Genomic DNA, 26,389 nt, shown 5'->3' on the forward strand with positions numbered 1-26,389 from the left:
GGCGTCGCCGATGCAGCCATGGCTTGTCATCGGGGACTTGCTTGCGCTTTAACAGGGCGCGGGGTGCCTGCAACGCAAACCCGGTGCGAGGACGGCCGAATGAGAGTGATCAAGGCAGTCCTTGCCCTGCTTCTGGCTGCAGCCGTCGCCATTGTCGTCGCCCGCCTGCTCTTTCCGTTGCCCTCCATCGAAGGCCGCCCTGCTGAAGCCGCGCTGCCTGCCGTCACCGACGGGGTGCTGGGCCGGATGGCCGGCGAGGGCAGCAGCGCCAATCCGGGCAAGAGCGGCGTGGTGCCGATTGCCGGCGGTCACGATGCCATCGCCAGCCGGCTGGTTATGTCTGCGGTCGCGACGCACTCGATCGACGCGCAATATTACATCTGGCACGACGACACTTCCGGCCGCCTCCTGCTGCGGGCGCTCTACGAGGCGTCGAAACGTGGTGTGCGAGTGCGCCTGCTGCTCGACGACAATGGCGTTCCCGGTCTCGACCGGACGATGGCGACCTTGGCCGCGCAGCCAAATTTTGAGGTCCGGCTGTTCAATCCGTCGACGGTACGCCGGCCCAAAATGCTCGGCTACACCTTCGACTTCTTCCGTATGAACCGGCGCATGCACAACAAGTCGTTCATCGTCGATGGCGTGGCGGCCATCGTCGGCGGGCGCAATGTCGGCAACGAATATTTCAAGGTGGGCGACGAGTCCTATTATTTCGACCTCGACGTGCTCGGCACGGGCCCGGTCGTGCAGGACACGTCCGCCGCCTTTGACCGCTACTGGAACAGCGCCTCGGTGTTTGCCGCCGAAAGCATCCTCGACATGTCCGCGGCCAATCTGGAGACCTTCCTGGCCGAGACCGACGAAGCTGCGGCACGGCCCGAGGCGGCCGAATTCATCACCCCCGACGCACCCATCTACAAGCGGCTGCGCAGCGGCGCGCTCGGGCTCGAATGGGTCGACGTCAAGCTGGTCGTCGACGATCCGTCGAAGGGCGAGGGCAAGGCGACCAAAGACCAGCTGATGATTGCCCAGCTGGCCAAGGTGATAGGCCCGGTCAGCAAAGGCCTCGACCTGGTGTCGGCCTACTTCGTCCCGGGCAAGGCTGGCACGGACTACTTCGATGGCCTCGCCAGAGCCGGCGCCCAGGTGCGCATCCTCACCAACGCGCTGGAGACGACAGACGTCGCAATGGTGCATGCCGGCTACGCCAAGTACCGGCGCGGTCTGCTCGAGGGCGGCGTGAAGCTCTATGAGCTGAGGCCCGTCGAGGGCGCGCCCGACGGCGATGCCGAACTCAACGTCATTGGCTCGTCCGGTGCCAGCCTGCACGCCAAGACCTTCTCGGTCGACGACGACAGGATCTTCATCGGCTCGTTCAACTTCGATCCCCGCTCGGCGCTGCTCAACTGCGAGATGGGCTTCCTCATCGATAGCCCTGCCATGGCGCAGACGATATCGGGCGCGTTCGACAACCGGATCCCCGAGGACGCCTACACAGTGTCGCTGACGCCGGAGGGAAAGCTGTCGTGGACGGCGAGCCGCCCCGGCGAGGCGCCGCAAAGCTTCTCGTCCGATCCGCACAGCGGGGTGGTCAAGCGCGCACTCGTCGTCGTGCTCGGCTGGCTGCCCATCGAATGGATGCTCTAGGAGGCAGGATGACGTCGCTGTCGAAGACGCAGATCGTCAGGCTCGGGCTTCTTGCCGGCGGGGTCGGCTTGCTGGCCGGTGTCGCCGCAGGCGTCATGCTGTGGCTGATGCAACGTGCCAGCGCACTGGTGTGGTCGGTCGGCGAGTCCAGCTGGTACATTCTTGCGGTGGCGATAGCAGGCGGCGTGCTCATCGGCGTCACCAGGCATCTCGGCGCGACAGACAGTGTCGACGAACAGATCGCTGCGCTGCGCGATCCCATCCACATCCACCGCCGCAAGGCGCTTCTCGTCGGGTTCGCCGCGGTGATCGCGGTGGCTTTCGGTGGCGCCGTCGGCCCGGAGGCCGGACTCTTGGCCGTGGTGGCCGAACTCACGGCCGCGATCGCCGTCTTTCTCGGCCGCAGTCATGCCGAAGCGCGCATCATCGGCGAGGCCGGTGCCGCTGGCGCGCTCTCGGGCTTCTACGGCTCGCCGCTTGGCGGCGCCGCCTATGCCGACGAGACATCAGAGGCGCCGCGCGCATTGTTGCTGTTTGCCGGCCTGTGCGGATTGCTGGGCTTTCTGGTCGCCGCGCGGCTGCTGCTTTCAGGCGGCCTCCACCGCATCACGCTGCCGGCCTATGCCGCGCCGGGAGACGGCAGCGACCTGTTGCTATCGGTCGTGCCGGCCCTGCTCGGGGCGGCGGTTGGCGTGGCCTTTCTGTTTGCACTGCCGGCCGCCAAAAGGCTGGTCCAGCGCCTGGTCCCGCAGGCCTTCTGGCAACCGGTCCTGGGCGGTGTTGCCTTCGGTCTTGTCGCCGCCGTTCTGCCGATCCTGCGTTTTTCCGGTCATCACGAGATCGGCGCCATGCTCGAATGGGCGGCAGCCGCCGGCATGGCCACCCTTTTACTGCTCGGCCTGCTCAAGGTGCTGGCGGCCGTGCTCTGCCTGTCGACGGGATGGCTTGGCGGGGCGATCTTTCCGTTGATCTTTTCGGGTGCAGCGGCGGGAGCTTCGGTGCTTGCGGTTGCGCCCGGTATCCACCCGGCAGTCGCTATCGCGGCCGGCATGAGCGGGGCCGCCACGGCCGGGCTGGGCCGGCCGATCGCTGCAATATTGATCATGCTGTTTGTGGTCGACGGTTCGCTGTTCGGGCCGATCTGCGTCGGCGCCCTGTGCGGTTATGCCGGCAGCATGATTGCGCCGAAGCCGGCGCATTAGGGCCGCCGTAGGCGGCCCTTGTGTGTCCGGTCAGGCGCGTGCGAGCGTCATCACGCCGGTCTCGGTGCCGGTCAGGCGGCGCGAGCGGCCATCGGCGCCCACCACCATCTGGATGCGCCGGCGCTCCGACGAAAACAGTGTCGAAGTCGACACATTCACCGGCGGGTTGAAGGCCACGGTGACGCGCCAGAGGTCCGGCTTGATGGTTTCCTCAAGCCCGATGACGCGGCCCTTGGCCGGATTGCCATTGAAGGTGCCGGCGACGTTCTCGCCGACGGCAAAGGGTGCGCCGGCCTTGAGCTCGTCGGTCCCGGTCGCCTCGGAGATCGCTGTCGAGCGGGCCGAAAGCGTGTTCCAGTCGCGAGCGCCGTTCTGCTTGGCTACCAGTTCGAGAGCTTTGGCGTGGCTGATGTCAAAACCCTCGGCGGCGAGCGCGTCGCGCAGCCGGCGGGCATTGGTCTTGTAGTCGGTCGGGGTCTGACCGTTGGTCATGTTTCGCTCCTTCGCGATTGGCGAACGGCGTGTTAAAAGTCGGGAGCCCGCATTGCCGCTTCGGCCGTCGCATCGACAGGGAAACGAAGGTTTCGAGGGAAGCTTCACCGTGCCTTGCGGCTGCGGGCAGCAGGGGCTTCCCGCCCTTGACCGCCCTCAGATAGGAAGAAGCCGACGCCACGTCAACTGCCGCGCCGGCTTGGCCCTCAGGCCGCCTGATCCCATGCGGGCGCCAGGCCCGCCGGGCTGACGATGCGGCCGCTTGCAGTGGCAAGCGCATGGATCGCCTTCATCTGGATCGGCGACAGCTCGAAATCGAAGATGGCGAAGTTCTCCGGCAGCCGCTTCAGCGTCGAGGTCTTCGACAGCGTGATGACGCCGTCCTGCTGCACCAGCCAACGCAGCACCACCTGCGCCGGCGTCTTGTTGTGGCGGGCACCGATATCCTTGAGCAGCGGATCGGAAAGAACCTTGCCGTCGGCCATGGCGTAGTAGGCCGTCACCGACATGCCGAGCCGTCGCGCCGTTTCCAGCACCTTGGCCTGGTCGAGATAGGGGTGGTACTCGACCTGGTTGGTGACGATGGGGGCGGCGCTCAGCTCCACGGCTTCAGCCATCAGCGCGGAATTGTAGTTGCTGACGCCGATGTGGCGCACCTTGCCGGCCTGCCGGACCTCGTTCAGCGCGCCGATCTGCTCGGCCAGCGGTACCACCTCGTTTGGCCAATGCAGCAGGAGAAGGTCGACATGGTCGGTTGCAAGCTTCTTCAGGCTTTCGTCGACCGACTTCAGGAAGTCGGCATGGCGAAACTTGTCGACCCACACCTTGGTGGTCAGGAAGATGTCGCCGCGCGCCGTGCCCGACTTCCGGATCGCCTGGCCGACCTCGGCCTCGTTGCCGTAGATCTGGGCGGTGTCGATGTGGCGGAAGCCGAGCCTGATGGCTTCAGGCACGACCTCGAGCACTTCCTTGCCGGGCATGCGGAAGGTTCCGAAGCCGAGAGCGGGGATCGTCGCGCCATTGGCGGTCACGAATTTCATGGTGTTCTCCTTGGTTGGGAGGAGGGGCCTGGGAAGGTAGGCCCCTCCTAAGTTAGGTCCGGCTTCCGGGCGATCAACCGCCTAGGCCGGCTGGCACAACGGTTCTTGATGCCGGTTCTTGGCGCCGGTCGAGCAAGCCGCTCCAGACGGTCAGCACCAGCGCCGCCGCTACCAGTACGGCGCCGACCCAGGGCGTGGCGCCGAGGCCGAGCGGCGAGGCCACCACCAGGCCGCCGATCCAGGCGCCGAGTGCGATGCCGAGATTGAAGGCAGCGATGTTGAGGGCCGAGGCGACGTCGACGGCGGCGGGGCGATGCTCCTTGGCAAGCTGCACGACATAAATCTGCAGGCCCGGCACGTTGGCGAAGGACAGGAATCCGAGACCGACGAGTGTGACGATGGTCCAGATTGGCGAGACTGCGGTGAAGGTGAAGGCGACAAGCACCGCCGCCTGCAGCGCAAACAGCACCGTCAGCGCCTTCACCGGGTTGCGGTCGGCGATGCGGCCGCCGGCGATGTTGCCGGCCGCTATCGCCAGGCCATAGAGGACAAGCAACAGACTGACACTCGAGGCCGAAAAGCGGGTGATGGTCTCGAGGATCGAGGCGAGGTAGGTGAAGGCGACGAAAGTGCCGCCATAGCCCAACGCCGTCATGGCGAAGACCAGAAGCAGCCGGCCCGAGCCGAGCACCCTGACCTGGTCGAGCAGGCCCGATGGGGCAGCCTTCTTCAGCGTCGAGGGCAGGAGAGCTGCGATGGCGATAAAGGCGATGACGCCAAGGGCAGATACGCCCCAGAAGGTGGCGCGCCAGCCGAAAGTCTGGCCGATGAAGGTGCCGAGCGGGACTCCGGTCACGATCGCCACCGTCAGGCCCATGAACATCATGGCAATCGCCGAGGCGCGGCGGTTTTCCGGCACGAGGTCAGCGGCGATGGTGGCGCCGACCGAGAAGAACACGCCATGGGCGAAGGCCGAAAGCACGCGCGCCGCCAGCAACGTCCCGTAGCTCGGGCTGAGTGCGGCGGCAGCATTGCCGATGACGAACAGCGCCATCAGGCCGAGCAGCAGCGGCTTGCGCTCGATCCTGCCGGTCAGCGCTGTCAGGATGGGCGCGCCGAAGGTGACGCCCAGCGCATAGACGCTGACGATCAGGCCGGCGAGCGGCAAGGTGATGCCGAGGTCTTGAGCCACCGTCGGCAGAAGCCCGACGATGACGAATTCGGTGGTTCCGATCGCGTAGGCCGCAATCGTGAGCGCCAGGATGGCAAGAGGCATTGGAGCACCGTTTCCGCCCCTTTTGCGAGCGGCCAGACTAAGGCGGCGCGTGGCCGCCGGGTTGACGATGGCGGCAATATGGTGCCCGCCCACTTGCGCAATAATCCGGTATGATGGACGAATACCTGTGAAACAAATTCACAAGAGGCTGTCATGGACAATCGCGCCGGCGAGATGGAAGTGTTCGTGCGGGCCGTCGGGCTCGGCAGCTTTTCGGCCGCCGGCCGGCAGCTCGGTCTGTCGCCTTCGGCAGTCAGCAAGCTCATCACCCGCATCGAGGACAGGCTGGGCGCGCGGCTCTTGGTGCGCTCGACGCGGGCCTTGCAGCTGACGCCCGAGGGCGAAGTCTATCTCGAACGCGCCGGCCGCATCCTCGGCGAGATCGAGGAAGCGGAACGGGTGGTGACGTCAGGTGGCTCGGCTGTGCCGCGCGGCCCCCTCCGGGTCAGCGCCTCGGTTGCCTTCGGTGCCAGCCACATCGTGCCGCACATGGCCGAGTTCCTGGCGCTCTATCCCGGCATCGAGCTCGACCTGTCGCTGACCGACAGCGTCATCGACCTCTACCAGGAGCGGGCCGATGTCGCGATCCGCTCGGGCAAGCTGCGCGATTCCTCGCTGGTGGCACGCAAGATCCTTGAAATCCGCCGTGTCGTCGTCGCCTCGCCCGCCTATCTCGAACGCCATGGCACACCGCAGGTGCCGGCCGATCTCGCCGCGCATAACTGCCTGCGCTTCAACTTCCTCGCCAATCGCGACGAGTGGATTTTCCGCGACCCCGAAACCGGTGAGAATTTCGCCCAGCGCATCGGCGGCAACATGCTTGGCAACAATGGCCCGACCCTGCGCCGGCTCTGCCTCGACGGCCTCGGCCTCATCCGTTCCGGCCGCTTCCAGGTCGAGCGCGATATAACGGAGGGAAGGCTTGTGCCGGTGCTGGAGCGCTTCAATCCTCGGGACATCGAGACCATCCACGCCGTCTTCGCCGGCCATGGCCATCTCGCCGCGCGCATCCGCGCCTTCATCGATTTCCTGGCCGACAAGGCGCGGTCCTGAGGCGGGCTCAGGCTATGCCGTATTGCATCGCTGTGGCGATGCACTATCTTTGGGGAAGGGCCAAAGAGGCCCTGTCCAACGGGATTTCTTGCCGTGCGCGGGATGAAGGAAACAATGGCGGTGGTGGTTGCGGCCGGGCTGATGCTCGCGGCGGCCCCTGCGCATGCGATCGACATCCTGACGCCGCCCAATCAGGTGCTGACGCCGGCGGCCCGCATTGAGGCCCTGCGCAACGGCCAGCTCGACGACCTGCAGATCCTGCAAAACAGGCAGGACAGGCTCAACTTCCAGCTCCAGCAGCAGCAGTTCCGAGACCAGGACCGCCAGGCGATCCAGCAGCAGACGCCGCTGCGCCTCAAGGTGCCGAGGCTGCGCCAACCCTGCCAGCCGCAGGTGTTCGGCAACGCCTATGCCGGCCAGCCGGCCTGTCCCTGATCCGCCGGCGCATCGGCCCTGCCACCACTATTTGCGGATTCGACAAGCCAGAGCGTCCATTCGAACGCACGGCGCATTATCCGGCTGAAACCCCTTCCGCTAGCAAATTGTCCAGTCTGTCATAGCCGGCCGCCACGCCATCGGCCATGCCGACCTGGATTGCGCCGTCGCGGGCCTTTTCCGAACTGTAGAGAATGGTCGTCATCGAGGTGGTGCGGCCGTCCTTTTCGGTCAGCATCAGCGTCACATGCGCCTCGCCCTCGGTCCAGTCCATGTCGAAGATCTCGGTACTGGCGAGCTTCTCGGGCCTGACGATTTCACGATAGGTGCCGGTCATGCCCATGTCGCCGCGGTCGACATGTTGCCAGACGAAACGATATTGGCCGCCGACGCGCAGGTCGACGTTGCAGACCTTGAAGCTCCAGCCGTCAGGCCCGGTCAGCCAGCGCTTCAAAAGCGCCGGGATCGTCCAGCAGTCGAAAACCAGGTCGCGCGGCGCGTCGAAGACGCGCGTCATGGCGATCTCGCGCGGGCTCGGCGTCGTCACTTCCAGTTTGTGCGTCATGATCCTCTCCTCGTGTCGGTTTCGGGTCAGGCTTTGCCCTTATTAGCCTGCAGTTCGGCCAGCAGGCCGTCGAGCCGCCTGTAGTTGCCTTCCCAGACCTTGCGGTACTCCTCCAGCCAACCCACGGCCTCGGCCATCGCCTCGCCCTCGATGCGGCAGGGTCGGCGCTGGGCGTCACGGCCGCGCGAGATCAGACCGGCGCGCTCCAGCATCTTGAGGTGCTTGGAGATTGCCGGCTGGCTCATGGCGAAGGGCTCGGCCAGCTCCATCACAGAGGCTTCGCCCTGGATCAGCCGTGCGAGGATCGCCCGCCGGGTCGGATCGGCAAGGGCGGTGAAGGTGGCGTCGAGGCGTTCGGAAGGCGTCATTGCATAACCCGTATATTTGATAACCTTATGGTTATTTATGGGCGCACGTTTGTCAAGTCTGCTTCCGATGTCTCGTCGCAGCAGCTTCTGTCGCGGATATGCCTTGCGCGTTCTACGCGGCCTTGCGCTTCGACTTTGTCCTGAGGTTCTGGTTCATGCGGAACAGGTTGTCGGGGTCGTATTTGCGCTTCACCTCCATCAGCCGCGCATAGTTGCCGCCATAGGCCGCCTCCACGCGGTCGGCCTCGTCGGCGGGCATGAAGTTGATGTAGGCAGTACCCACCGCCAGCGGCCGCGTCGCGTCATAGATGCCGCGGGCCCAGCCGATGCAGGCGTCGTCCATCGAGGCTTCGCGCCAGCGCGCATGCACGTTCATGACGAAATGCGAGCTGCGCTGCGGGAAAGCCGTGGCATCGGTGGCTACCCGTTCGGCCGCGCCGCCGACATGGCCGACGAAGATCTCGCATTCGGGCCCAGGCAACGTCCTGATCGCGCCGTCGAGAATGTCGATCGTCTTGTCGGCCAGTTCGATGAAGTCGTGGCTCTTCCAGTAGTTGCGCGCGCCGGGCTGGAGCAGCGGGTCGAATGCCGTCTGCCAGCCGGTGAACGGGTTCGGCCCGACCACGTCGACGATCGGCTTGCCGATGGCCCGCAGGGCCGCCGTCGCCTTTTCGCCCGCAGCCATGTCGCCGCTCCAGCACATTGCCAGCACCAGCACCTCCTTCCAGTGCCACTGCGCGGGCAGGAACGGCAAGGGCGGGGCTTGGCGCATGACGGCCCAGCAGGTCAGTTCGTCGGGCGCGTCTTCGAGGGCCGCACGATAGGCCTTCAGCACGTCCTTGGCGTCGTCGAATGGATGCACCACCAGGCCGGCGAAAACCTGCGGACCAAGCTTATGCAGCTTGAACTCGAAGGCGGTGACCACGCCGAAATTGCCGCCGCCGCCGCGCAGCGCCCAGAACAGGTCGGGATGCTCGGCGGTGCTTGCCCGCACCAGTTCGCCATCCGCCGTCACAACGTCGGCCGACAGCAGATTATCGATGGTCAGGCCGAGCTTGCGGGTGGTCCAGCCGAAGCCACCGCCGAGCGTCAGCCCGGCGACACCGGTCGTCGAGTTGATGCCTGTCGGCACCGCCATCCCGAATGCCTGCGTCTCCTTGTCGAGGTCGGCGAGGGTTGCACCCGGCTCGACCCAGACGCGCCGGGCCACGCGGTCGACACGCACCGACTTCATGGTGCTCAAGTCGATCATCAGGCCGCCGTCGCATACGGCACTTCCGGCGATATTGTGCCCGCCGCCGCGCACGGCCGTCAGCAGGTGGTTTTCGCGTGCGAAGTTGACAGCGGCGATGACGTCGGCAGCACCTGCACAGCGCACGATGAGACCGGGCCGGCGGTCGATCATCGCATTCCAGACGCTGCGTGCCTCGTCATAGCCGGCGTCACCGGCATTGAGCAGCTGGCCGCGCAGGCTCGCGGCAAATGCATCGAGGACAGGCGCGCTCACCGTCGCCAGCCCTCCGTCAAGGGTCGTGAGGTTCAGGTCGTTCATGGAGCTTTCCTCCGATCAGAGAAAAGGCCTCCTCGTCCGCCGAAGCCGGCAATTCTGCACCTTTGATCGGGCGGTAGCAAGGCGGGCGGAGGCTTGTTGCAGAATGTGATGGGGCGCTGCCGGATACCTCGGATCGGCTGCGCGACTTGCCGTAGCTCACCCCTGCCGCCATAGTGTCTTGGAAATTCGGTTAGTTGCTTCGAAGCGCGGCGGACAATCGGAAGCCAGGCATTGGCGGAGGCCAGACATTGGCAGGTTTCAGGGCCGGTAGCATCCATCCAGGCCCACCTCAAAGCTGTTCGAACATCGAGGTGTCTGGCGAAGGCCGATGGCGACTCGCCAGCTGGGCCGGACTATCGGCTCTGGCCCTTGCGGGCGTGTTTGCCTCCGACCGGGTCCTTGCCGCCGATGACCGCATGCTTCTCTACGACCAGGACGGGCTGGCCATACGGATGCATCTTCAGGCCGGCCTGAACGCGGTGGCCGAGCACAATGTGTTCTGGAACTATGCCGACACATTCGCGCCGTCGTCCGGGTTCAATTCCAACGCCAGTTGGCTCGAGGGCTACATCCTGCCCGGCCTCAGTTTCACCCAGGATGTTGGCGGACCCGTTGCCTACGGCAAGGTCTCGGCCGTCGCCTCCGGCACGCTCGGCATCGATGCCTACGCAACCGGCAACACCGGCCGCATCACGCTGGAAGAAGGCTATCTCGGCCTACGCAGCGGCGACAAGAGCGACCCGTTCTTCGATGTCTCGGTCGGTCCGCGCACCTTCAAGGCGGGCACCGGCATGCTGCTCGCCAATGGCGGGTCGAGCGGCTTCGATCGCGGCGCGCTCAAGCTCGGTCCGCGCAAGGCCTGGGAAATGGCGTCGATCGGCCGTTTTGGCTTCGACAATTTCACCGGCACGGCCTTTTATCTCGATGCCAACGAACAGACCGAAAGCGACACCCACACCAGGATCGTGGGCGGCGACTTCCGCTACGACGGCGAGGATGACACGTTTGCCGGCATGACCTTCGGTCATGTGCTGCGCTCCGACCAGCCTTACCCGCAGGCGGCGCCTGGCGGCATCGGGGCGCCGACGCTGGTCGAGAACGGCCGCGAAGGGCTGAACTTCGTCAATCTGTACGGCCGCGCCATTCCGTTCGGCGGCAGCTTCGAAAACGTCTTCGTCGCCGGCGACTTCGCCTATCAGTGGAACGAGCGCATCGACATGCGGGCCTGGGGCGGCCGCGTCCAGGTCGGCTACACCTTTGCCGAATATTCGTGGTCGCCGACCATTGCCTATTCCTACCAGACATTCTCCGGCGACGATCCGTCGACATCGCGGCTGGAGCGCTTCGACCCGCTCTATTACGAGGGCAGCCCGAGTTCGTGGTCGACAGGCTCGAAGTCGTCGATGGTGTTCATCAATTCCAACGTCAACGCCCATCAGCTCAGTCTGCGCGTTCAGCCGACCGAGCGCGACACGCTGACATTCCGCTACGCCTATATCAGCGCCAACGAACTGCGCAGCCCGATCCAGTTCGGCCAGGGCACGCATCTCGAGGTCATCAACGGCGTGCCCAATCCGGTCGCGGGCGTATCGGCCAAGCACCTCTCGGACGACTTTTTCATCGAATACAACCGCGTGCTGAACCCCAACACATATCTGACCGCCGGGTTCAGTGTCTCAATCCCCGGTCCCGGAGCCGACTCCGTCGTCAGTTTCGATGCGCCCGTCTGGACAGGAGGCTTCGTCAATGTCGTCGTCAATTTCTGAGGCCGCAACGGGTGCAAGACGGTGCAAGTTCGCGGGCAATGCATTCCTCGCGGCAACGATCGCCGTGGCAATGCCATCGATCTCTTGGGCACAGGAGCCAAAAGTGCTGTCAGCCGCGGACTCCGATCCCGTCAAGCTGGGCTGGATGGTCGGTTCGCCACCGCCGGCCGACAAGATCATCCGCTTCACTGATCCTGACTACTTTGCCTTCCCCAGGATGCGCTGGTCGGTCTGCAATTTTCGCCAGCTGATGCCGACGGTCAATGTCAGCCGCGGCCTTGGCGCGCCGGTGCCGCTTGCGCGCGACATTGACGCCACCATCGACGCGGTCAAATTCACCCCGCTGGGCGGCGGTACGGAGATGACCTGGGCGCAGTCGCTCGATGCCAACTACACCGACGGCATCGTTGTCCTGCATGAGGGCAAGATCGTCTATGAGCGCTATTTCGGTTGCCTCGACGAGGCTGGCCAGCATGGCGCCATGTCGGTCACCAAGTCGCTGACCGGCCTGATGGGCGAGATGCTGGTGGCCGAGGGCAAGCTCGACGAGAATGCCAAGGTGGCTTCGGTCGTGCCCGAGCTCGCCAAGAGCGCCTTCGGCGATGCTACCGTCAAGCAGGTTCTCGAGATGACCACCGGCCTGCGCTACAGCGAGGACTATGCCGACCCGGATGCCGACGTCTGGGTCTATTCGGCTGCCGGCAGCCCGCTGCCCAAGCCGGAGGGTTACACCGGCCCGCGCAGCTACTTCGAATATCTGCAGACGGTGCGCAAGGAAGGCGAACATGGCGCGGCCTTCGGCTACAAGACCATCAACACCGACGCGCTTGGCTGGATCGTCGCGCGTGTCGCCGGCCAATCCGTTGCCCAGTTCATGTCCGAGCGCATCTGGAGCAAGATGGGCGCCGAGCAGGACGCCTACTACACCGTCGATTCCACCGGCACGCCCTTTGCCGGCGGCGGCTTCAACGCCGGCCTGCGCGACATGGCGCGGCTGGGCCAGGTCCTGCTCGACGACGGCGTCGTCAACGGTGAGCGCCTGGTGCCGGAGGCGGCGATCGCCCGCATCCGCGCCGGCGGCGACAAGGCGGCGTTCGAGAAGGCCGGCTACCAGCTGCTCAAGGGCTGGAGCTATCGCGGTATGTGGTGGATCACCAACAACGATCATGGTGCCTATATGGCGCGTGGCGTGCACGGCCAGGCGCTCTACATCGACCCGAAGGCGCGGGTCGTCATTGCCCGCTTCGCCTCGCACCCCACAGCCGGCAACGCCGCCAACGACCCGATCTCGCTGCCGGCCTACGAAGCAGTGGCCAAGCATCTGATGAAGTGAACGGGAAGTCGGGGCGACGGCTGTTTGTGGGTACGGGATGAGGCTGGGCGGGCTCGCTACACCACTGCGCGGCGGTAGAGATGCCAGGTCGCGTGGCCGAGCACCGGCAACACGACCAAAAGTCCGAGGAAGAAGGGCACGCAGGCGGCCAGCACCGCGAGCGTCACCACCAGTCCCCAACCGAGCATGACCAGCGGGCTCGCCAGCACTGTTCGTACCGAGGTGATCATGGCGGTGACGAAGTCGACCTCGCGGTCGAGCAGCATCGGGATGGAGATCACGGTGATGGAGAACAACACAAGCGCCAGTGCCGCGCCCTCGATGTGGCCGATGCCGAGGAAGACCCAGCCCTCGTTGGTGGTCAGGATCAGATGGGCGAACTTGTCGAGCGTGGCATAGGAACTGCGCCCGAGGATCAGCGCCATCAACAGCCTGATCTGGTACATCCAGATCCAGAACACGAACAGCATGACGAAGGCCATCCACGACACCTCGCGGCGGCGCTGGGCCCAGATCACCTTGAAGACCTCACCGAGTGTCGGTGCCTGCCCGGCCTCCAGCCTGCGGCTCACCTCGTAGAGGCCGACGGCGGCGAAGGGGCCGACCAGAGGGAAGCCGATGGCGAAGGGATAGATCAGCCAGGGTTCGTGCAGCACCACGAGCGAGGTGGTGATCGCCATGCCGATGACGACGAAGACCAGCGCGATAACGAGCCCGACACCGGGGCAGCGGGCAAAGTCGGCGGCACCTTCCGCCAGGCTCTGCTTGACGTCGGCCACCGTGAGCGCCCGCACCTCGGGCAGCGCGCCCGGCCGCTTGCCGCTGGCCTTGTTGCTTATGTCCGCCATCGCTTCCTCCCTCGCACGGCGCCGCATTCTATCGCGCCCAGCGCCTTTTGGGCGGACAAAGACGCGGACTGTATCGTTCGTCGCCAAAGCTGCACGGCAGGGAGCGGGGCGCATTGATCGAGATCAACGGACATTGCCGCAGCCGAGGCATCTTGCGGCAGGGCGAAACCGCCCGGCATCGCACAAATGCGGCAAAACAAGTTGTTGGAGCGAATGCGAGGTTCATGCGCTCCAAAGGGCAAACGCCGGACAAGAAAAAAGCGGGCAATGCCCGCTTCCCTCTGGCTCCTGAGACTTTGCATGCAGCCGGTACATCCGTGGTCGGCATGCCATCAATCAGGGCAAATGCAGCGGCCCGCGGCAAAACCCAGACATCGTATCTCGACGTGCGTTTCGCTCCCGGCAGGCTCGCCGATGGACGCTATGTGGGAAGTGCGTTTCGCGATTTCAAGGGCTTATGTCCTTGCCCGATAACGCTGGCGATATTGCGCAGGCGTAATGCCGGTGTGGCGGCGGAACAGCTGGCGGAAAAAGGCCGGGTCCTCGTAGCCTACGGCGACGGCGATTTCCTCGGTTGCTTCGGCGCTCGTCTCCAGCATCTGCTTGGCTTCCTCGATGCGCAGGCTCTGCACATAGTCGACCGGCGTGTAGCCGGTCGCGGCCTTGAAACGGCGCTTGAAGGTACGCTCCGGCAGGCCGCTTTCGGCGACCATGCGCGTCACCGGATTGGCCGAGGCATAGTTGTCAGCGATCCAGACCTGGCAGTTGCCGATGGTGGCGTCCTTGTGGCGGCGCGGCTTGGCCATCGAGGCGAAGGGCAACTGGCCGGCGCTGCGGTCGCCCAGCAAAAACACCTTGGCGATGCGCGCCGCCTCCTCCTTGCCGCAGTGGCGGCCGATCAGGTGCAGCGCCAGATCCTCCCAGGACGAGGCGCCGCCTGTGGTGATCAGTCGGCCGTCTTCTGTCGTGTCGCAGACGATGCGCTCCGGCCTGAAACGCACCAGGGGGTAGCGGTCGCGAAAGATGTCGGCAGCGATCCAGTGCGAGGCCGCGTCCTTGCCGTCGAGCAGGCCGGCCTCGGCGAGAAAGATCGAGCCGGTGCACACCGAGCAGACGGTGGCGCCCGCGGCCAGCCTGTCGCGCACCCAGGCAAGCTCTTCGGTCCAGCGCGCTGGGGCACGGTCGTCGAGCGGCAACGCCAGATCGGTGACGATGACGACGTCGCAATCGGCAGCCTCGGCCAGCGACGCCTCTGGCGATATCGGCGTGCCGATGGCGCAGGTGAAGGTCTCTTTCCGGCGTGCTACGATCGACGGCACGATGCGCCGCGCCCTGGTTTCCTGTCCGGTCAGCCGGTCCCAGATCGAGCCGGCCGCCGACAGCACCTCATAGAGTCCGTAGACGGCTGCGGGCGTCGTTTCGGGCAGTGCAAGCAGGCCGATGCGCAGCGGCTTGGCATTCAGGCTCATGCGCCATGAATGGCACGAATGCCTCGTTTTTGTCCAGATCGTCTCTCACGGCCCAGGTGGGTGTGCCGTAGCTTCCGCTCAGACCTCGGGAGGTCGAAGGAAACCAAGATGGGCAAATACGCAATCAGCCGCCGCCGCTTCCTGCTCGGTGCAGCAGTGTTCGCAGCGGCCAGCGCAACGATAAGGAACAAGACGATGGCCGGCACGCACACCACGACAAGGACAGTTCACGCCAATGGCGTCGAGATCGCCACCGAAGCCTTCGGCCATCCGTCCGCCCCGCCGGTGCTGCTGATCATGGGCGCCATGGCATCGATGCTGTGGTGGCCGGACGAATTCTGCCGCAAGCTCGTCGCACAGGGACACTATGTCATCCGCTATGACAACCGCGACACCGGCCTGTCGACCAAATATGTGCCGGGCAACCCGCCCTACAGGTTGGACGACATGGCCAGGGATGCGGCAGCCGTGCTCGACGCCCATGGCATTGCGTCGGCCCATGTCGTGGCCATGTCGCTCGGAGGCATGATTGCCCAGATCCTGGCGCTGACCGAGCCGCGGCGCGTCACCTCGCTCACCCTGATCTCGACCACGCCCATCGGGCTCGACCTCGACCTGCCGCCGCCCGACAAGGCCTATATGGAACATGCCGCGGCGGGCGAGAGCATCGACTGGTCGGACCGCACCCAGGCCATCGACTTTGTTGCCGGCGACGTCCGCATGATTGCCGGCACCGCCCATCCTCACGATGCCCCGGCGATGCGCGCCTTCATATCGAGGGACTACGATCGCTCGAGCGGATATCTGTCGGCGACCAATCATTTCATGCTGCGGGGAGGCGACGCCATCAAGGGCAGGCTGCCGACGCTCGAAGCGCCGCTTCTCGTCATCCACGGCACCGCCGATCCCATTTTCCCGGTCGAGCATGGCCGGGCATTGGCCAAAGCGGTGCCTGGTTCGACCTATCACGAACTCGCCGGCGGCGGCCACGAACTGCACGAGGCCGAATGGGACAGGATCATCGGCTTGGTGGCTGAACAGACCAGATAGAGCGCTGTCCGTCCGAACGGACGCACAGCGCTCTAAGTGTTTGAATCTGCGCATCGTGCCTTCCGAAAATCGATTCCGATTTTCTGGCCGATGCGCTAGAGCCTGCCGCGCTGCCGTGCCCGATCCCGTCGGGCGCGGCCCTTATCTTACGTCGTTGGTGCAGAGATGGCGCCTGACGACCCGGTACTCGTGCCAGATAAGCCACATCACGATCACGTCGAAGACCGTCAGAACGATCAGCCCGACCCCATGCGTGTAGGAAAAGCGGTAGAGCTGGTAGACGATGAACAGTCCGAGCACGACCAGCGACGCTGGATAGGCCCACATCCTGCCCTTCAGCAGGCCCGCCACCAGCAACAATTTCACGATGCCATGGCTCAGCAGATAAAAGGCATAAAAATGCCTTGTCTCTACGGAGAAGCTTTGCGCCCAGGACAAAAGGTGGGTGGCAAGAAAATCATGCGGGTCTTCGACCAGCTCTTCCTGCGTAAGCGTGTTGACGATGTGCTGGATCGTGTCGTTGCCGATCAGGGCGAGGGCAATGCCTCCAGCGCATTCGACCAGGGCATGCGCGCCCTTGAGCAGGACGCTTATCCTGAACACCTGGTGGATCTGCCGTTCTTCCACGCACGTCATCCCATGCAACGCCCGACGCGGAGTAGATAGCATCCATGGATCAGGAAATCACACGCTGGCTCAACGCACCGGCAGGCAACATCCCGGCGCTCGACATGGCAATGCTCTCGATAACGCGTTTCGGCGTGCCGCTGCTGATACTGCTCGTCATCCTGCAATGGTGGAGCAGGCAGGACCGTCTCCGGGTCAGGCATGTTTGCGTCGCGGCCGGGCTCTCATTCCTCATCGGCCTCGGCATCAACCAGATCATCTTGCTCTTCGTGCATCGGCTGCGGCCCTATGATGGCGGGGTCAGCCATCTCATTGTCGAGCGCAGCGCCGACTGGGCGTTCCCGTCGGACCATTCCACGGCAGCTTTTGCCATTGCCGCGGCCTTTCTGCTGCATGGCCTTGGCCGGCACGGCGCGGCCTTCCTGGCGATCGCGGTGCTGGTCGGCCTGTCGCGCGTCTATGTCGGCACCCATTATGTCGGCGATGTCGTCGGCGGTGCGCTGACCGGGCTCGTCGCGGCGCTTCTGGTGCGGGCGCTCTACTGGGAGGGCACTCGCGCCGACAGACTGATCACAGGCATTCTTTAGCCGGATTCATCAGCTCGTTTCCTCAAGAAACGTCTGAAAAAGGGCGACGCCTTGGCAGGCGCCGCCCTTTTCATGCGTGTCAGGCTTGCCGGATCAGGCGATGTCGAAGCGATCCGCGTTCATCACCTTGTTCCATGCCTTGACGAAGTCCCTGGCGAACTTCGCGCCGGCGTCGGACGAACCATAGACCTCGGCCAGCGCGCGCAGCTGCGAGTGCGAGCCGAACAGCAGGTCGACACGGGTCGCGGTCCACTTGACCTCGCCGCTCTTGCGGTCGCGGCCTTCGAACACGTCCTTGGCCTCTGATGTCGCCTTCCACTCCGTGCCCATGTCGAGCAGGTTGACGAAGAAGTCGTTGGAGAGCGTGCCGGGACGGGCGGTGAAGACGCCATGGGCGGAATCGCCCGCATTGGCGCCGAGCACGCGCAGACCACCCACCAGCACCGTCAGCTCAGGTGCGGTCAGCGTCAGCAACTGGGCCCGGTCGACGAGGTTCTCCTCGGCGCTCAGGCGCTGCCTGCCGCTCGAATAGTTGCGGAAGCCATCGGCGGACGGCTCGAGCGGGGCGAAGGAGTCGACATCGGTCTGGTCCTGCGAGGCGTCCATGCGGCCCGGCGCAAACGGCACCTTCACGTCATGGCCGGCATCCTTGGCGGCCTTCTCGACCGCTGCAGCGCCGCCGAGCACGATCAGGTCGGCCAGCGACACCTTCTTGGTGCCCGACTGTGCGTTGAACTCCGACTGGATCGCCTCGAGCTTCTCCAGCACCGAAGCCAGCTGCGCCGGCTGGTTGACGGCCCAATCCTTCTGCGGGGCAAGGCGGATGCGCGCCCCATTGGCGCCGCCGCGCATGTCCGAACCGCGGAAGGTCGAGGCCGAAGCCCAGGCGGTCGACGCCAGCTGCGACACCGTCAGGCCCGAGCCGAGGATCTTGGCCTTGAGGGCCGTAATGTCGGCGTCATTGACCAGCTCATGGTTGATGGCCGGGATCGGGTCCTGCCAGATCAGCTCTTCCTTCGGCACCAGCGGGCCGCGATAGCGGGCGAGCGGCCCCATGTCGCGGTGGGTCAGCTTGAACCAGGCACGGGCGAAGGCGTCGGCGAACTGGTCCGGATTCTCGAAGAAGCGGCGCGAGACCTTCTCGTAGGCCGGATCGAAGCGCAGCGCCAGGTCGGTCGTCAGCATCGCCGGGGCGTGGCGCTTGGACGCGTCATGCGCATCCGGCACGGTGCCGGCGCCCATATTGTGCTTCGGCGTCCACTGCTGCGCGCCGGCCGGGCTCTTGGTCAGCTCCCAGTCGTAGCCGAACAGGTTCCAGAAGAAGTTGTTGCTCCACTTGGTCGGCGTCGTCGTCCAGGTCACCTCAAGACCCGAACCGATGGTGTCACCGCCCTTGCCGGTGCCGAAGCTGTTGTGCCAGCCCAGGCCCTGCTGCTCGATGTCGGCGGCTTCAGGCTCGGCGCCGACATTGGCTGCGTCGCCTGCGCCATGGGTCTTGCCGAAGGTGTGGCCGCCGGCGATCAGCGCCACGGTTTCCTCGTCGTTCATCGCCATGCGGGCGAAGGTCTCGCGGATGTCGCGGGCGGCTGCCAGCGGGTCCGGATTGCCGTTCGGGCCCTCGGGGTTGACGTAGATCAGACCCATCTGCACCGCTGCCAGCGGTCCTTCGAGCTCGCGGTCGCCGCTGTAGCGCTCGTCGGCCAGCCACTTGCCTTCCTTACCCCAGTAGATGTCCTGTTCGGGCTCCCAGACGTCGGCACGGCCGCCGGCAAAGCCGAAGGTCTTGAAGCCCATCGTCTCCAGCGCGACGTTGCCTGTCAGGATCATCAGGTCGGCCCAGGAGATCTGGCGGCCGTATTTCTGCTTGATCGGCCACAGCAGGCGGCGGGCTTTGTCGAGGTTGACGTTGTCAGGCCAGCTGTTGAGCGGGGCAAAACGCTGCTGGCCAGCACCCGCGCCACCGCGACCGTCGCCGATGCGGTAGGTGCCGGCGCTGTGCCAGGCCATGCGGATGAAGAGCGGGCCATAATGGCCGAAATCGGCCGGCCACCAATCCTGCGAATCCGTCATCAGCGCCTTGAGGTCGGCGATCACGGCGTCGAGGTCGAGATTATCGAATTCCTTGGCGTAGTCGAAGGCCTCGCCCATCGGATCGGACAGGCTGGAATGCTGGTGCAGGACGCTCAGGTCCAGCTGGTTCGGCCACCAGTCACGATTGCCGGTACCGGTGGGCTTGTGTGCGACAGGGCATTTGCCCGCGCTCGTCTCAGTCTTGGTATCCATCTTGGTCTCCGGTCGTGGCTGCGTTGGTTGATCTGCCGGACAATGTCCGAGGCGGCCGGTCATGGCCGCACGTGGCTACGTCGAACGTCTCTGCGCGTGGCAGGTCTTCGTGGAATGCAAAACAGCACGGTCTTACCTGATGCCCTGATGACACCGGCAAACCGCGCACCGCCATCGGTCGCGATATCCAGGGATCGTGACACGGCTCCTCCTTGCCTTCCACACCAAATCTGTACCAAAGCCCTTTCATTATCTAAAGTTGGATTTCCTGATTGCAGCGATAAGGCAAGGTTATGATCAATCTGACGCTCAAGCAGCTTCGCTATTTCGAGGCGCTGGCCCGCCACAGCCATTTCGGCCGCGCGGCGGATGCCTGTGCAATCTCCCAGCCGGCGATGTCGGTGCAGATCAAGGATCTCGAGGAGAATCTAGGGTCCGAGCTGTTCGAGAGAAGCGCCCGGCAGGTCAGGCTGACCGGTTTCGGCGAGGAATTCGCCGCCCGCGTCCGCGACATCCTGCGCTCGGTCGACGAGCTCGAGGACCTGGCGCGCGCCTCCCGCGAGCGGCTGGTGGGGCGGCTGCGCATCGGCGTCATTCCGACTGTCGCGCCTTATCTTCTGCCCACCATCATCGGTAATCTCACCCGCCTGCATGACGGGCTCGACATCCATGTGCGCGAGACACAGACGCAGAAGCTCATTCACGAGCTGTCGGAAGGCCGGCTCGACACGGCCATCGTCGCCTTGCCTGTCTCCGAGCCGTCGCTGACCGAGGTCGCGCTGTTCGAGGAGAATTTCGTGCTCGTCCGACCCGGCGAGGACGCCGGCAAGCCGGTACCCAACCGCGAGATGCTGCGCGAAATGCGCCTGCTGCTGCTCGAGGAGGGCCATTGCTTCCGCGAGCAGGCGCTGTCCTTCTGCAACATGCAGTCGACCCGCCCGCGCGAACTTTTGGACGGCAGCTCGCTGTCGACGCTGGTGCAGATGGTCGGCGCCGGCATCGGCGTGACGCTGATCCCCGAAATGGCGGTCCCGGTTGAAACGATGTCGGCCTCGGTCTCCATCGCCCGCTTCAGGAGCCCGCAGCCGTCGCGCACCATCGGCATGATCTGGCGCAAGGCGAGCCCGCTCGCCGACCAGCTCATGCAGATCTCGGAAGTGGTGCGCCAGTCGGCCGAAGGCCTGCGCGGGCAGGGCGCCGTATCAAGCCAGGCCTGAGCCCCGCGCCGGCTTTTTGCCGTCGTGGCCACCGGCGCGTCCAGCGCCACTTCGGCAAGATTGCGACGCGGCTTTCCGCCAAGCTTGCGCCAGAACAGGATGGTCCGGCGTTTTCGCGATGCGAGGACAGGCGGAAATGCTCTACTGTCGCCACCAGGCGAGGCGGGCGCCATTCGTGGCTGGGGCCGAGCATCCGCTCTGCTCGGTGAACAATACAAGCGGCGTGGCGGACGCCGCAGCAAGCGAGGAGGACATGATGGACAAGGCAAAGACGGGCGCGAGCGGCGCTGAAGCCTCGAAGCAGATCGACGCCAGGATCGCCGAGCTCTCGGACTGGCGCGGCGCCATGCTCGCGCGCCTGCGCAAGCTCATCCACGAGGCCGACCCCGAGGTGGTCGAGGAGGTCAAATGGGGCGGCACGCCGGTCTGGTCGCATGCCGGCATCATCACCACTGGAGAAACTTACAAGGCGGTGGTCAAGCTGACCTTCGCCAAGGGCGCACAGGTCGACGACCCCAAGAGCCTGTTCAACTCCAGCCTCGAAGGCAACGTCCGCCGCGCCATCGATTTTCGCGAGGGCGAGGCGGTCGACGAGGAGGCACTGAGGGCGCTGATCCGCGCTGCCGTGGCGGTCAATGTGGCAAGCCAGGCAGCCAAGAAGCGGAAGAGCTAGCGCTGTGAAGCGTGCCTAGGCCGCACGGGCGCGGAAAATGATCGCCCCGAACATCAGCACGCCGGCGAACACGACCAGGGAGGAGATGGCAACCACCGGCTCCAGCGACGGGGTGCCCGTCAGCAGAAGGTAGAGCGCCGGCGTCATCACGATCACTCCGCCAGTGTAGACATAATACTGCACCTTCGCCAGCCGGCTCCCCGCGCCATGCGGGTTAAGGGCATGAAACGTGCCGAAAATCGCCATCGTCACCCAACCGAGCAAGTTGATATGTGCATGTGCGCCGGTTGCCGAATAGTCATGCGCAATCGACATCTTCAGCCCGACCAGAATGCCGGCCACGAGGAAACAAATGGCGGTCAGGAAATACATCTTGGCAATATTCGGCATTCTTCCCCCCATCGTCATTTTCAGTTCCGGACGGCCGGCCCCTCAGGGCTTACGCCGCCTGCCATCGGAGCCCTTCCAACCGCCGAGCATGTCGAGTGCCTCCAGGCCGTCGGAGCTCTGCTCGTTGTGCTCATATGAGCCCGCCAAGGCGACCCACGCCCTGCTCAATGCACGGGTCAGGGACAAGGATTGCGGGCGGGCGGGCTGCTCCACCGCGGCCTGACCAATCTGCTGCATCTGAACTGCTTCGTTCGGCATGTTCGTGCCCTCCCAGGCGCTCGCTCCACCATTCCCCAGTGCCATCGCCCGCCGGCCGCCGCCCACGGCGGGCGGGCCTCTGTCCAAGACCCCGAGACATTTCTGGGTGATGTCGGCTAGCCTGTCACTGCCCGGAACAAGCGTGGCGTGCGCATTGGGACGTTCGGTCATCAAGTAGGGACGCCAGGTCAAGGCGGCTGATCTTCGCCTCATGTAGAACCATTGTCGTTCTCACATGAAGTTCCGGAGTTCGTTTTGAAAAAATCTGCCAGAATTACGATCGTTTATTCCATGATGATCTTGGGCCTGTCCTCGGCGCAGGCTGCCGACGTGATCAGCGAGCAGACTCCGTCGCCAGTCGCGGAGCGCTTTGCCTATGACTGGAGCGGCCTCCACGTAGGTGTCCACGGCGGCATCGGCGGCGGCACGTTCGACAATTCGTACATCATCGAAACTGAGGTTGGCCCGATTGGCTATTACGTCAGCGACCGGGCATTTGGTGGTTTCGGTGGCTTCCAGGTCGGCTACAACAGGCAATTCGCTTCGAATTGGGTCGCGGGCGTCGAGGCGGATTTGTCCCTGTCCGAGATCAAGGCCGAGCATAGCGAGTCGACCGAAGGCTTCAGCTCCCGATATACGGTCCAGGTCGATTGGTTCGGCACCGTGCGCGGCCGTCTCGGCTACGCCGAAGAGAATGTTCTGTTCTACGGCACGGGCGGCGCAGCCTATGGCAAGATTTCTTATTCAGACAGCGATAGCGACGGGTTCAGCGAGGCGCTTTCCGACACCAATTTGGGCTGGACCGCCGGCGCGGGCGTCGAATATGGCATCACCGATAATGTCACGCTGAAGACCGAATATCTCTACGTCGATCTCGGCAGCCTGAAGGGGACGAATCTTATCTTCACCGGAGACCGGATCGAGATGGATACCGCCTTCCATACGCTGAAGACCGGCTTGAACTACAAGTTCTGAGCTCGGGCGCATGATGAAAAGAGGCGGCCTACAGGCCGCCTTTTGTCTGCCGCGAGCCTTCTTGCCTGTCTCAGGCGCGCGCGGCCGCGAGCCAGGCTTCGACGATGGCGCCGCCATTGCCGTCGCCGCGCTTCAGCAAGGTGTCGTAGGTCGCCATGCGCAGCGAATCCCTTGATAGCGTGCGGACAGAGCTGGGACTGATCTGGTACCGCTTGTGAAAGGCCCGGCTGAAATGTGCCTCGCTGCGAAAGCCGTGATTGCGGGCGATGGCTGATATCTTGTGATCCGGGGTCGAGCGCAGAATGCTCTGCAGGCTTGCCCTCAGCCGCTCGGCCAGCATCCAGCGCTGCACGCCGCCATGCGGCTCGAACAGGCGGAACAGCTTCGACCGCGAGACCCCCAGCGCCGCCACCAGCTCATCCGGGCCGAAGTCGGGATCGGACAGGCCCTGTCGCGCCGCCGACGATGCGCGCTGGAACAGAAAACGCTTGTCGCGCCGTTCCCGCGTTGCGGGCGTTGCAAAGGCGGCCGCGGCAAAATTCAGGATGCCCTCGACGATCACCTGGCCCTGGTGAACGCTGAGGCCGTCGATGTGCTCGGCCAGTGCCCTGATCTGGCCGCCCAGCATGGCGCCGGTGGGGTCGTTCGCTGTCAGCACCAGACCGTGCGTGTTGCTCTGGAATTCGACCGGCACGCTTGCCTTGTCGAAGGTCAGCGCGATGGCTTCGAAGCCCGACGTCTGGCTCTCATAGGGCAAGGAATAGTCGACGACGACGATGTCGCCGGGCTCATGTTCCTGGATCAGCCCGTCATAGTTGCTCGTCACCCGCCCTTCCAGGACCATGAACAGCACCATATGCGGGGTCGGCCGCTCGTCGATGACCTGCTGCGTCCGCGACATGGCCATCGCCGAACCGCCGTTCACATGCAGGAAAGCGCCCGGAAGCTGCCAGGCGCACCCGTGAAAATCAAAAAGCGCAGGATCCGCATCCTCCGGAATGGAGCAGTCGACAAGCAGGGAAATCGCATCTTTCCACGCGGCCAGACACTCCGCGCCGGGCGGAAACGGCCATTCCTGTCGTTGTGGTGTCGCCATGGTCGCCCCCGCTCCCAGAACCGCATGCTGTCGCTTGCACCGGCGCTGCGCCGGCCAAGTCATATGAGGTGATCTGCAACTGCCGCGCTAGTCAATGGCGGGGGACGCTCGGTCAAGCGGTTGAGACGCATGGTCAAGGCATCGGGCCATCTGTTTACCGGAACGCAGGTCCGCGCGCCCCTTCCACGCAGGAGATTGGCTTGAGGATCGCGGATCCGGGCAATTGGCGCGGCCCGCTTGCGCAAATTCATCCACGAGGCCGACCCAAGGAGGCCACGTAGGGCAGCATCTGGTCTGGTCTCCCACCGGCATCGTCACCATGGCCGAAGCCTGCAAGTCAATGGTCGAGCCGACCTTCGGCAAAGAGCTCAGGTGGAAGGTCCCGTTCAACTCCAGTTCGGACGAAAAACGTCTGCCGCGCCATCGCGGCATGCCCGACAGCTGTTGTCGCCGAGCCAATGCTTGAGCGTCGGGGCGCAGGCGGAGCGGCGGCTTCCGCGAGCCAGCTCGACCAACCTTCTAATTGCCGGAGGGCAGTCCGAGACGCCGCCATTGGTCGCGCGGGATCGTCCCGCCGACGCGGAAGGTCAGCGACCGGATCGTGGTGGCGTCGGCGTCGACCTCACAGCGATAGCTCAGCTCGTGCCATGCCGTCCGCGTGCGGAACGCGGCCTCCGGAACGTCGAGCACGTTGCCCCGCTTCAGCGGCACGAGCGGCACCAGGTCGGGGGAATAGGACGCCTGCAGCAGTTGCTGCTGCAGCGCGCTGGCGCACAGCCTCGCGGCCCGCTTGTCACGCGGCACGCCGGCCATCGCGGTCGTGCTCAAGGCGTCGCCGCCCTGCGACTGCGGCCTCCGGACTCCTGGCAATCCCGAAAAGGGCTGCGCTGCGGCAACATCCGCATTCCGCTGGCTTGGCGCCCTGCTTGCCCCTCCGGGCTTCGTGAACTCCGAACGGCTGGGCTTCGCCGCGGCCGCGGGCCTCGGCTCGGGCGCCTTGGCCAAAGCGGGCAGCGCCAACTCGCCATCGCTGCCTTCGGCCCCAAGGGCTGGCGGAGCCGCAGCTGTCTGCTGGTCAGCACCTTCGGCAAGGCCGACTTGCTTGTCCTCGGCCTGCTGACCTGCGTCCTGGGGCGCGGCCGCCTGGTTGGGCGTGTCCTGGGCCGTGGCGACCTCGTTCGGCACATCCTGGACCGGCTGGGTATCCTTCGCCGCCTCCGCCTGCTTTTCGGCGTCCGGCCGCGTCTCAGCAGGTGGCTTCGCGCCGTCATCCGTCGCCGGTGAAGGTGTCTGCACACCTCCTCCCTGCTCGGCCGACTTGCCGGAGCCGGCATCTTTCTCCCCGAACTGGAAAACCGGCTTCAATACCTCGATCTTCGCCGGCTGGGCCGGCTCGGTTTCCGCCACAGGCGGTTGCTTCGGCTCCTCGGGCTTCTTCTCCTCGGGAGGCTTCGGGGGTGGCGGTGGCGGGGCGGGTTCCGGCCTCGGCTGTTCCGGCGGCGGCGCCAGCGTGACGTTCACCGCTTCCTCCTCAGGCTGCTGCGCAGCCCTCGGCTGGCTGTAGGCCACCAGCACCGCAATCAGCAGCCCGTGCAGGATCAGCGATGCGGGCAATGCCCACAGCGAGTCCCGACGTCGGTTGCTTGTCTCGTCCGCCATGCCGACCGATGTGGAGTGAAATCTGGGCGGCATCAAGCGCTATCGGGCAAAAATAGGCGCCAGGGTGTTGGACGGTGCTGCGAGGGAGCAAAGGACCGACTACGGAATGGCGGTCTTGGATGGCGTGGGCAGGGTTGCGGCCGCCCGCAAAAAAGTCGGCGCGCCGCCGGCAATTGCCAGCGGGCCTACGCCCGATGGGTGCACCCTCTGAACCTGGCAGCTAAGTTCCCGATCGCGTGGTGGCCCGCCTTTTTCGGCGGCCTTACGCTTGTCTTTCGGTGCCTGTCGCTGGTTGGCCGATTCTGGCGGGTCGCGGCCTGCCGCCTGTCCGACCGAGGAACTCGATGCATCGCGGAAGGACAACTCGCGCCGTGCGTTTCCGACATCCTGAAAAGCCGGCTTAGAATCGGCTCATCTCCCTCGCCGGAGCCTGGTACGCACCGGGTGTACGGAGCCGATTTCGGCTGACACGATGCATGACCTCAGGGGAACACCGCTTTCGCGTCCGGACGGGATGCGCGGCGCTCC

25 protein-coding genes are annotated in these 26,389 nt (G+C 65.0%); 11 read left to right on the forward strand and 14 right to left on the reverse strand.

Going from position 1 to position 26,389, the window contains the following annotated elements; all coding sequences use genetic code 11:
• The first annotated feature begins 99 nt into the window (after positions 1–99).
• Together NDO48_RS07025 and NDO48_RS07030 are read left to right on the forward strand one after the other, a co-directional pair.
• Positions 100–1,647 carry a phospholipase D family protein gene (locus NDO48_RS07025; RefSeq protein WP_040456368.1) on the forward strand — a complete coding sequence of 516 codons (1,548 nt, stop codon included), beginning with the start codon at positions 100–102 and terminating at the stop codon, positions 1,645–1,647.
• An 8-nt stretch (positions 1,648–1,655) separates the two neighbouring features.
• Complete coding sequence (locus tag NDO48_RS07030; protein WP_018430452.1) at positions 1,656–2,849, forward strand: chloride channel protein; 1,194 nt, start codon at positions 1,656–1,658, stop codon at positions 2,847–2,849.
• A 30-nt stretch (positions 2,850–2,879) separates the two neighbouring features.
• On the opposite strand, the gene NDO48_RS07035 is transcribed toward NDO48_RS07030, so the two are convergent.
• The 3 genes from NDO48_RS07035 to NDO48_RS07045 all read right to left on the reverse strand — a co-directional run bounded on the left by NDO48_RS07035 (position 2,880) and on the right by NDO48_RS07045 (position 5,657).
• Positions 2,880–3,341: a glyoxalase superfamily protein gene (locus NDO48_RS07035; RefSeq protein ID WP_018430451.1), complete on the reverse strand. Its 462-nt coding sequence runs from the start codon at positions 3,339–3,341 to the stop codon at positions 2,880–2,882.
• A 206-nt stretch (positions 3,342–3,547) separates the two neighbouring features.
• Entirely contained in the window at positions 3,548–4,381 is an 834-nt protein-coding gene (locus NDO48_RS07040) for an aldo/keto reductase (protein ID WP_018430450.1), read from the reverse strand.
• Between the two features lie 73 nt (positions 4,382–4,454).
• A complete protein-coding gene (locus tag NDO48_RS07045) occupies positions 4,455–5,657 on the reverse strand; it encodes an MFS transporter (RefSeq protein ID WP_018430449.1) in 1,203 nt (400 codons plus the stop codon).
• 153 nt (positions 5,658–5,810) lie between these two features.
• Between NDO48_RS07045 and NDO48_RS07050 the strand changes: the two genes are divergently transcribed.
• Positions 5,811–6,710 (forward strand): LysR family transcriptional regulator, encoded by a 900-nt coding sequence (locus tag NDO48_RS07050; RefSeq protein ID WP_018430448.1) that lies wholly within the window; start codon positions 5,811–5,813, stop codon positions 6,708–6,710.
• Positions 6,711–6,812: 102 nt separating this feature from the next.
• Positions 6,813–7,145: a hypothetical protein gene (locus NDO48_RS07055; RefSeq protein WP_018430447.1), complete on the forward strand. Its 333-nt coding sequence runs from the start codon at positions 6,813–6,815 to the stop codon at positions 7,143–7,145.
• Positions 7,146–7,221: 76 nt separating this feature from the next.
• On the opposite strand, the gene NDO48_RS07060 is transcribed toward NDO48_RS07055, so the two are convergent.
• The 3 genes from NDO48_RS07060 to NDO48_RS07070 form a co-directional block, all read right to left on the reverse strand.
• Positions 7,222–7,710 carry an SRPBCC family protein gene (locus tag NDO48_RS07060; protein ID WP_018430446.1) on the reverse strand — a complete coding sequence of 163 codons (489 nt, stop codon included), beginning with the start codon at positions 7,708–7,710 and terminating at the stop codon, positions 7,222–7,224.
• A gap of 26 nt (positions 7,711–7,736) precedes the next feature.
• Positions 7,737–8,078, reverse strand: coding sequence for an ArsR/SmtB family transcription factor (locus NDO48_RS07065; RefSeq protein WP_018430445.1), 342 nt, complete (start codon positions 8,076–8,078; stop codon positions 7,737–7,739).
• A gap of 112 nt (positions 8,079–8,190) precedes the next feature.
• Positions 8,191–9,630, reverse strand: a complete 1,440-nt coding sequence (locus NDO48_RS07070) for an FAD-binding oxidoreductase (protein WP_267321200.1) — start codon at positions 9,628–9,630, stop codon at positions 8,191–8,193.
• A gap of 416 nt (positions 9,631–10,046) precedes the next feature.
• Between NDO48_RS07070 and NDO48_RS07075 the strand changes: the two genes are divergently transcribed.
• Entirely contained in the window at positions 10,047–11,396 is a 1,350-nt protein-coding gene (locus NDO48_RS07075; RefSeq protein WP_026227692.1) for an alginate export family protein, read from the forward strand.
• Between the two features lie 70 nt (positions 11,397–11,466).
• Entirely contained in the window at positions 11,467–12,729 is a 1,263-nt protein-coding gene (locus NDO48_RS07080) for a serine hydrolase domain-containing protein (protein ID WP_026227691.1), read from the forward strand.
• A 56-nt stretch (positions 12,730–12,785) separates the two neighbouring features.
• Here NDO48_RS07080 and NDO48_RS07085 read toward each other — a convergent pair whose 3' ends face one another.
• Together NDO48_RS07085 and NDO48_RS07090 are read right to left on the reverse strand one after the other, a co-directional pair.
• The gene (locus NDO48_RS07085) at positions 12,786–13,577 is read right to left on the reverse strand and encodes a DUF2189 domain-containing protein (protein WP_018430441.1); all 792 of its coding nucleotides are present in this window, start codon (positions 13,575–13,577) and stop codon (positions 12,786–12,788) included.
• 455 nt (positions 13,578–14,032) lie between these two features.
• Positions 14,033–15,046 (reverse strand): GlxA family transcriptional regulator, encoded by a 1,014-nt coding sequence (locus NDO48_RS07090; protein ID WP_018430440.1) that lies wholly within the window; start codon positions 15,044–15,046, stop codon positions 14,033–14,035.
• Between the two features lie 108 nt (positions 15,047–15,154).
• On the opposite strand from NDO48_RS07090, the gene NDO48_RS07095 reads away from it, so the two are divergent.
• Complete coding sequence (locus NDO48_RS07095; RefSeq protein WP_018430439.1) at positions 15,155–16,096, forward strand: alpha/beta fold hydrolase; 942 nt, start codon at positions 15,155–15,157, stop codon at positions 16,094–16,096.
• A 141-nt stretch (positions 16,097–16,237) separates the two neighbouring features.
• On the opposite strand, the gene NDO48_RS07100 is transcribed toward NDO48_RS07095, so the two are convergent.
• Positions 16,238–16,732: a DUF2127 domain-containing protein gene (locus tag NDO48_RS07100; protein ID WP_018430438.1), complete on the reverse strand. Its 495-nt coding sequence runs from the start codon at positions 16,730–16,732 to the stop codon at positions 16,238–16,240.
• A 35-nt stretch (positions 16,733–16,767) separates the two neighbouring features.
• Here NDO48_RS07100 and NDO48_RS07105 point away from each other — a divergent pair, with 35 nt between their 5' ends.
• Positions 16,768–17,310, forward strand: a complete 543-nt coding sequence (locus tag NDO48_RS07105) for a phosphatase PAP2 family protein (RefSeq protein WP_018430437.1) — start codon at positions 16,768–16,770, stop codon at positions 17,308–17,310.
• 93 nt (positions 17,311–17,403) lie between these two features.
• On the opposite strand, the gene katG is transcribed toward NDO48_RS07105, so the two are convergent.
• Positions 17,404–19,593 carry a catalase/peroxidase HPI gene (gene katG, locus NDO48_RS07110; RefSeq protein WP_018430436.1) on the reverse strand — a complete coding sequence of 730 codons (2,190 nt, stop codon included), beginning with the start codon at positions 19,591–19,593 and terminating at the stop codon, positions 17,404–17,406.
• 293 nt (positions 19,594–19,886) lie between these two features.
• Here katG and NDO48_RS07115 point away from each other — a divergent pair, with 293 nt between their 5' ends.
• Both NDO48_RS07115 and NDO48_RS07120 read left to right on the forward strand, forming a co-directional pair.
• On the forward strand, positions 19,887–20,810 hold the full coding sequence (locus NDO48_RS07115; protein ID WP_018430435.1) for a LysR substrate-binding domain-containing protein: 924 nt from the start codon (positions 19,887–19,889) through the stop codon (positions 20,808–20,810).
• Positions 20,811–21,066: 256 nt separating this feature from the next.
• Positions 21,067–21,483, forward strand: coding sequence for a DUF1801 domain-containing protein (locus NDO48_RS07120; protein WP_026227688.1), 417 nt, complete (start codon positions 21,067–21,069; stop codon positions 21,481–21,483).
• Positions 21,484–21,498: 15 nt separating this feature from the next.
• Here the strand turns inward: NDO48_RS07120 and NDO48_RS07125 are convergent, their stop codons facing one another.
• Together NDO48_RS07125 and NDO48_RS07130 are read right to left on the reverse strand one after the other, a co-directional pair.
• Positions 21,499–21,873, reverse strand: coding sequence for a hypothetical protein (locus NDO48_RS07125; RefSeq protein WP_018430433.1), 375 nt, complete (start codon positions 21,871–21,873; stop codon positions 21,499–21,501).
• Positions 21,874–21,915: 42 nt separating this feature from the next.
• Positions 21,916–22,131, reverse strand: a complete 216-nt coding sequence (locus NDO48_RS07130) for a hypothetical protein (RefSeq protein ID WP_157632825.1) — start codon at positions 22,129–22,131, stop codon at positions 21,916–21,918.
• Between the two features lie 255 nt (positions 22,132–22,386).
• Between NDO48_RS07130 and NDO48_RS07135 the strand changes: the two genes are divergently transcribed.
• On the forward strand, positions 22,387–23,106 hold the full coding sequence (locus tag NDO48_RS07135) for an outer membrane protein (protein WP_245262274.1): 720 nt from the start codon (positions 22,387–22,389) through the stop codon (positions 23,104–23,106).
• 70 nt (positions 23,107–23,176) lie between these two features.
• Here the strand turns inward: NDO48_RS07135 and NDO48_RS07140 are convergent, their stop codons facing one another.
• Both NDO48_RS07140 and NDO48_RS07145 read right to left on the reverse strand, forming a co-directional pair.
• A complete protein-coding gene (locus NDO48_RS07140; protein ID WP_267321201.1) occupies positions 23,177–24,007 on the reverse strand; it encodes an AraC family transcriptional regulator in 831 nt (276 codons plus the stop codon).
• A gap of 714 nt (positions 24,008–24,721) precedes the next feature.
• On the reverse strand, positions 24,722–25,894 hold the full coding sequence (locus NDO48_RS07145) for a DUF930 domain-containing protein (RefSeq protein WP_245262270.1): 1,173 nt from the start codon (positions 25,892–25,894) through the stop codon (positions 24,722–24,724).
• Positions 25,895–26,389: the final 495 nt, after the last annotated feature.

The sequence above is a fragment of the Aminobacter sp. MET-1 genome, from assembly GCF_026521175.1.
In the GTDB taxonomy this organism is placed as follows: domain Bacteria; phylum Pseudomonadota; class Alphaproteobacteria; order Rhizobiales; family Rhizobiaceae; genus Aminobacter.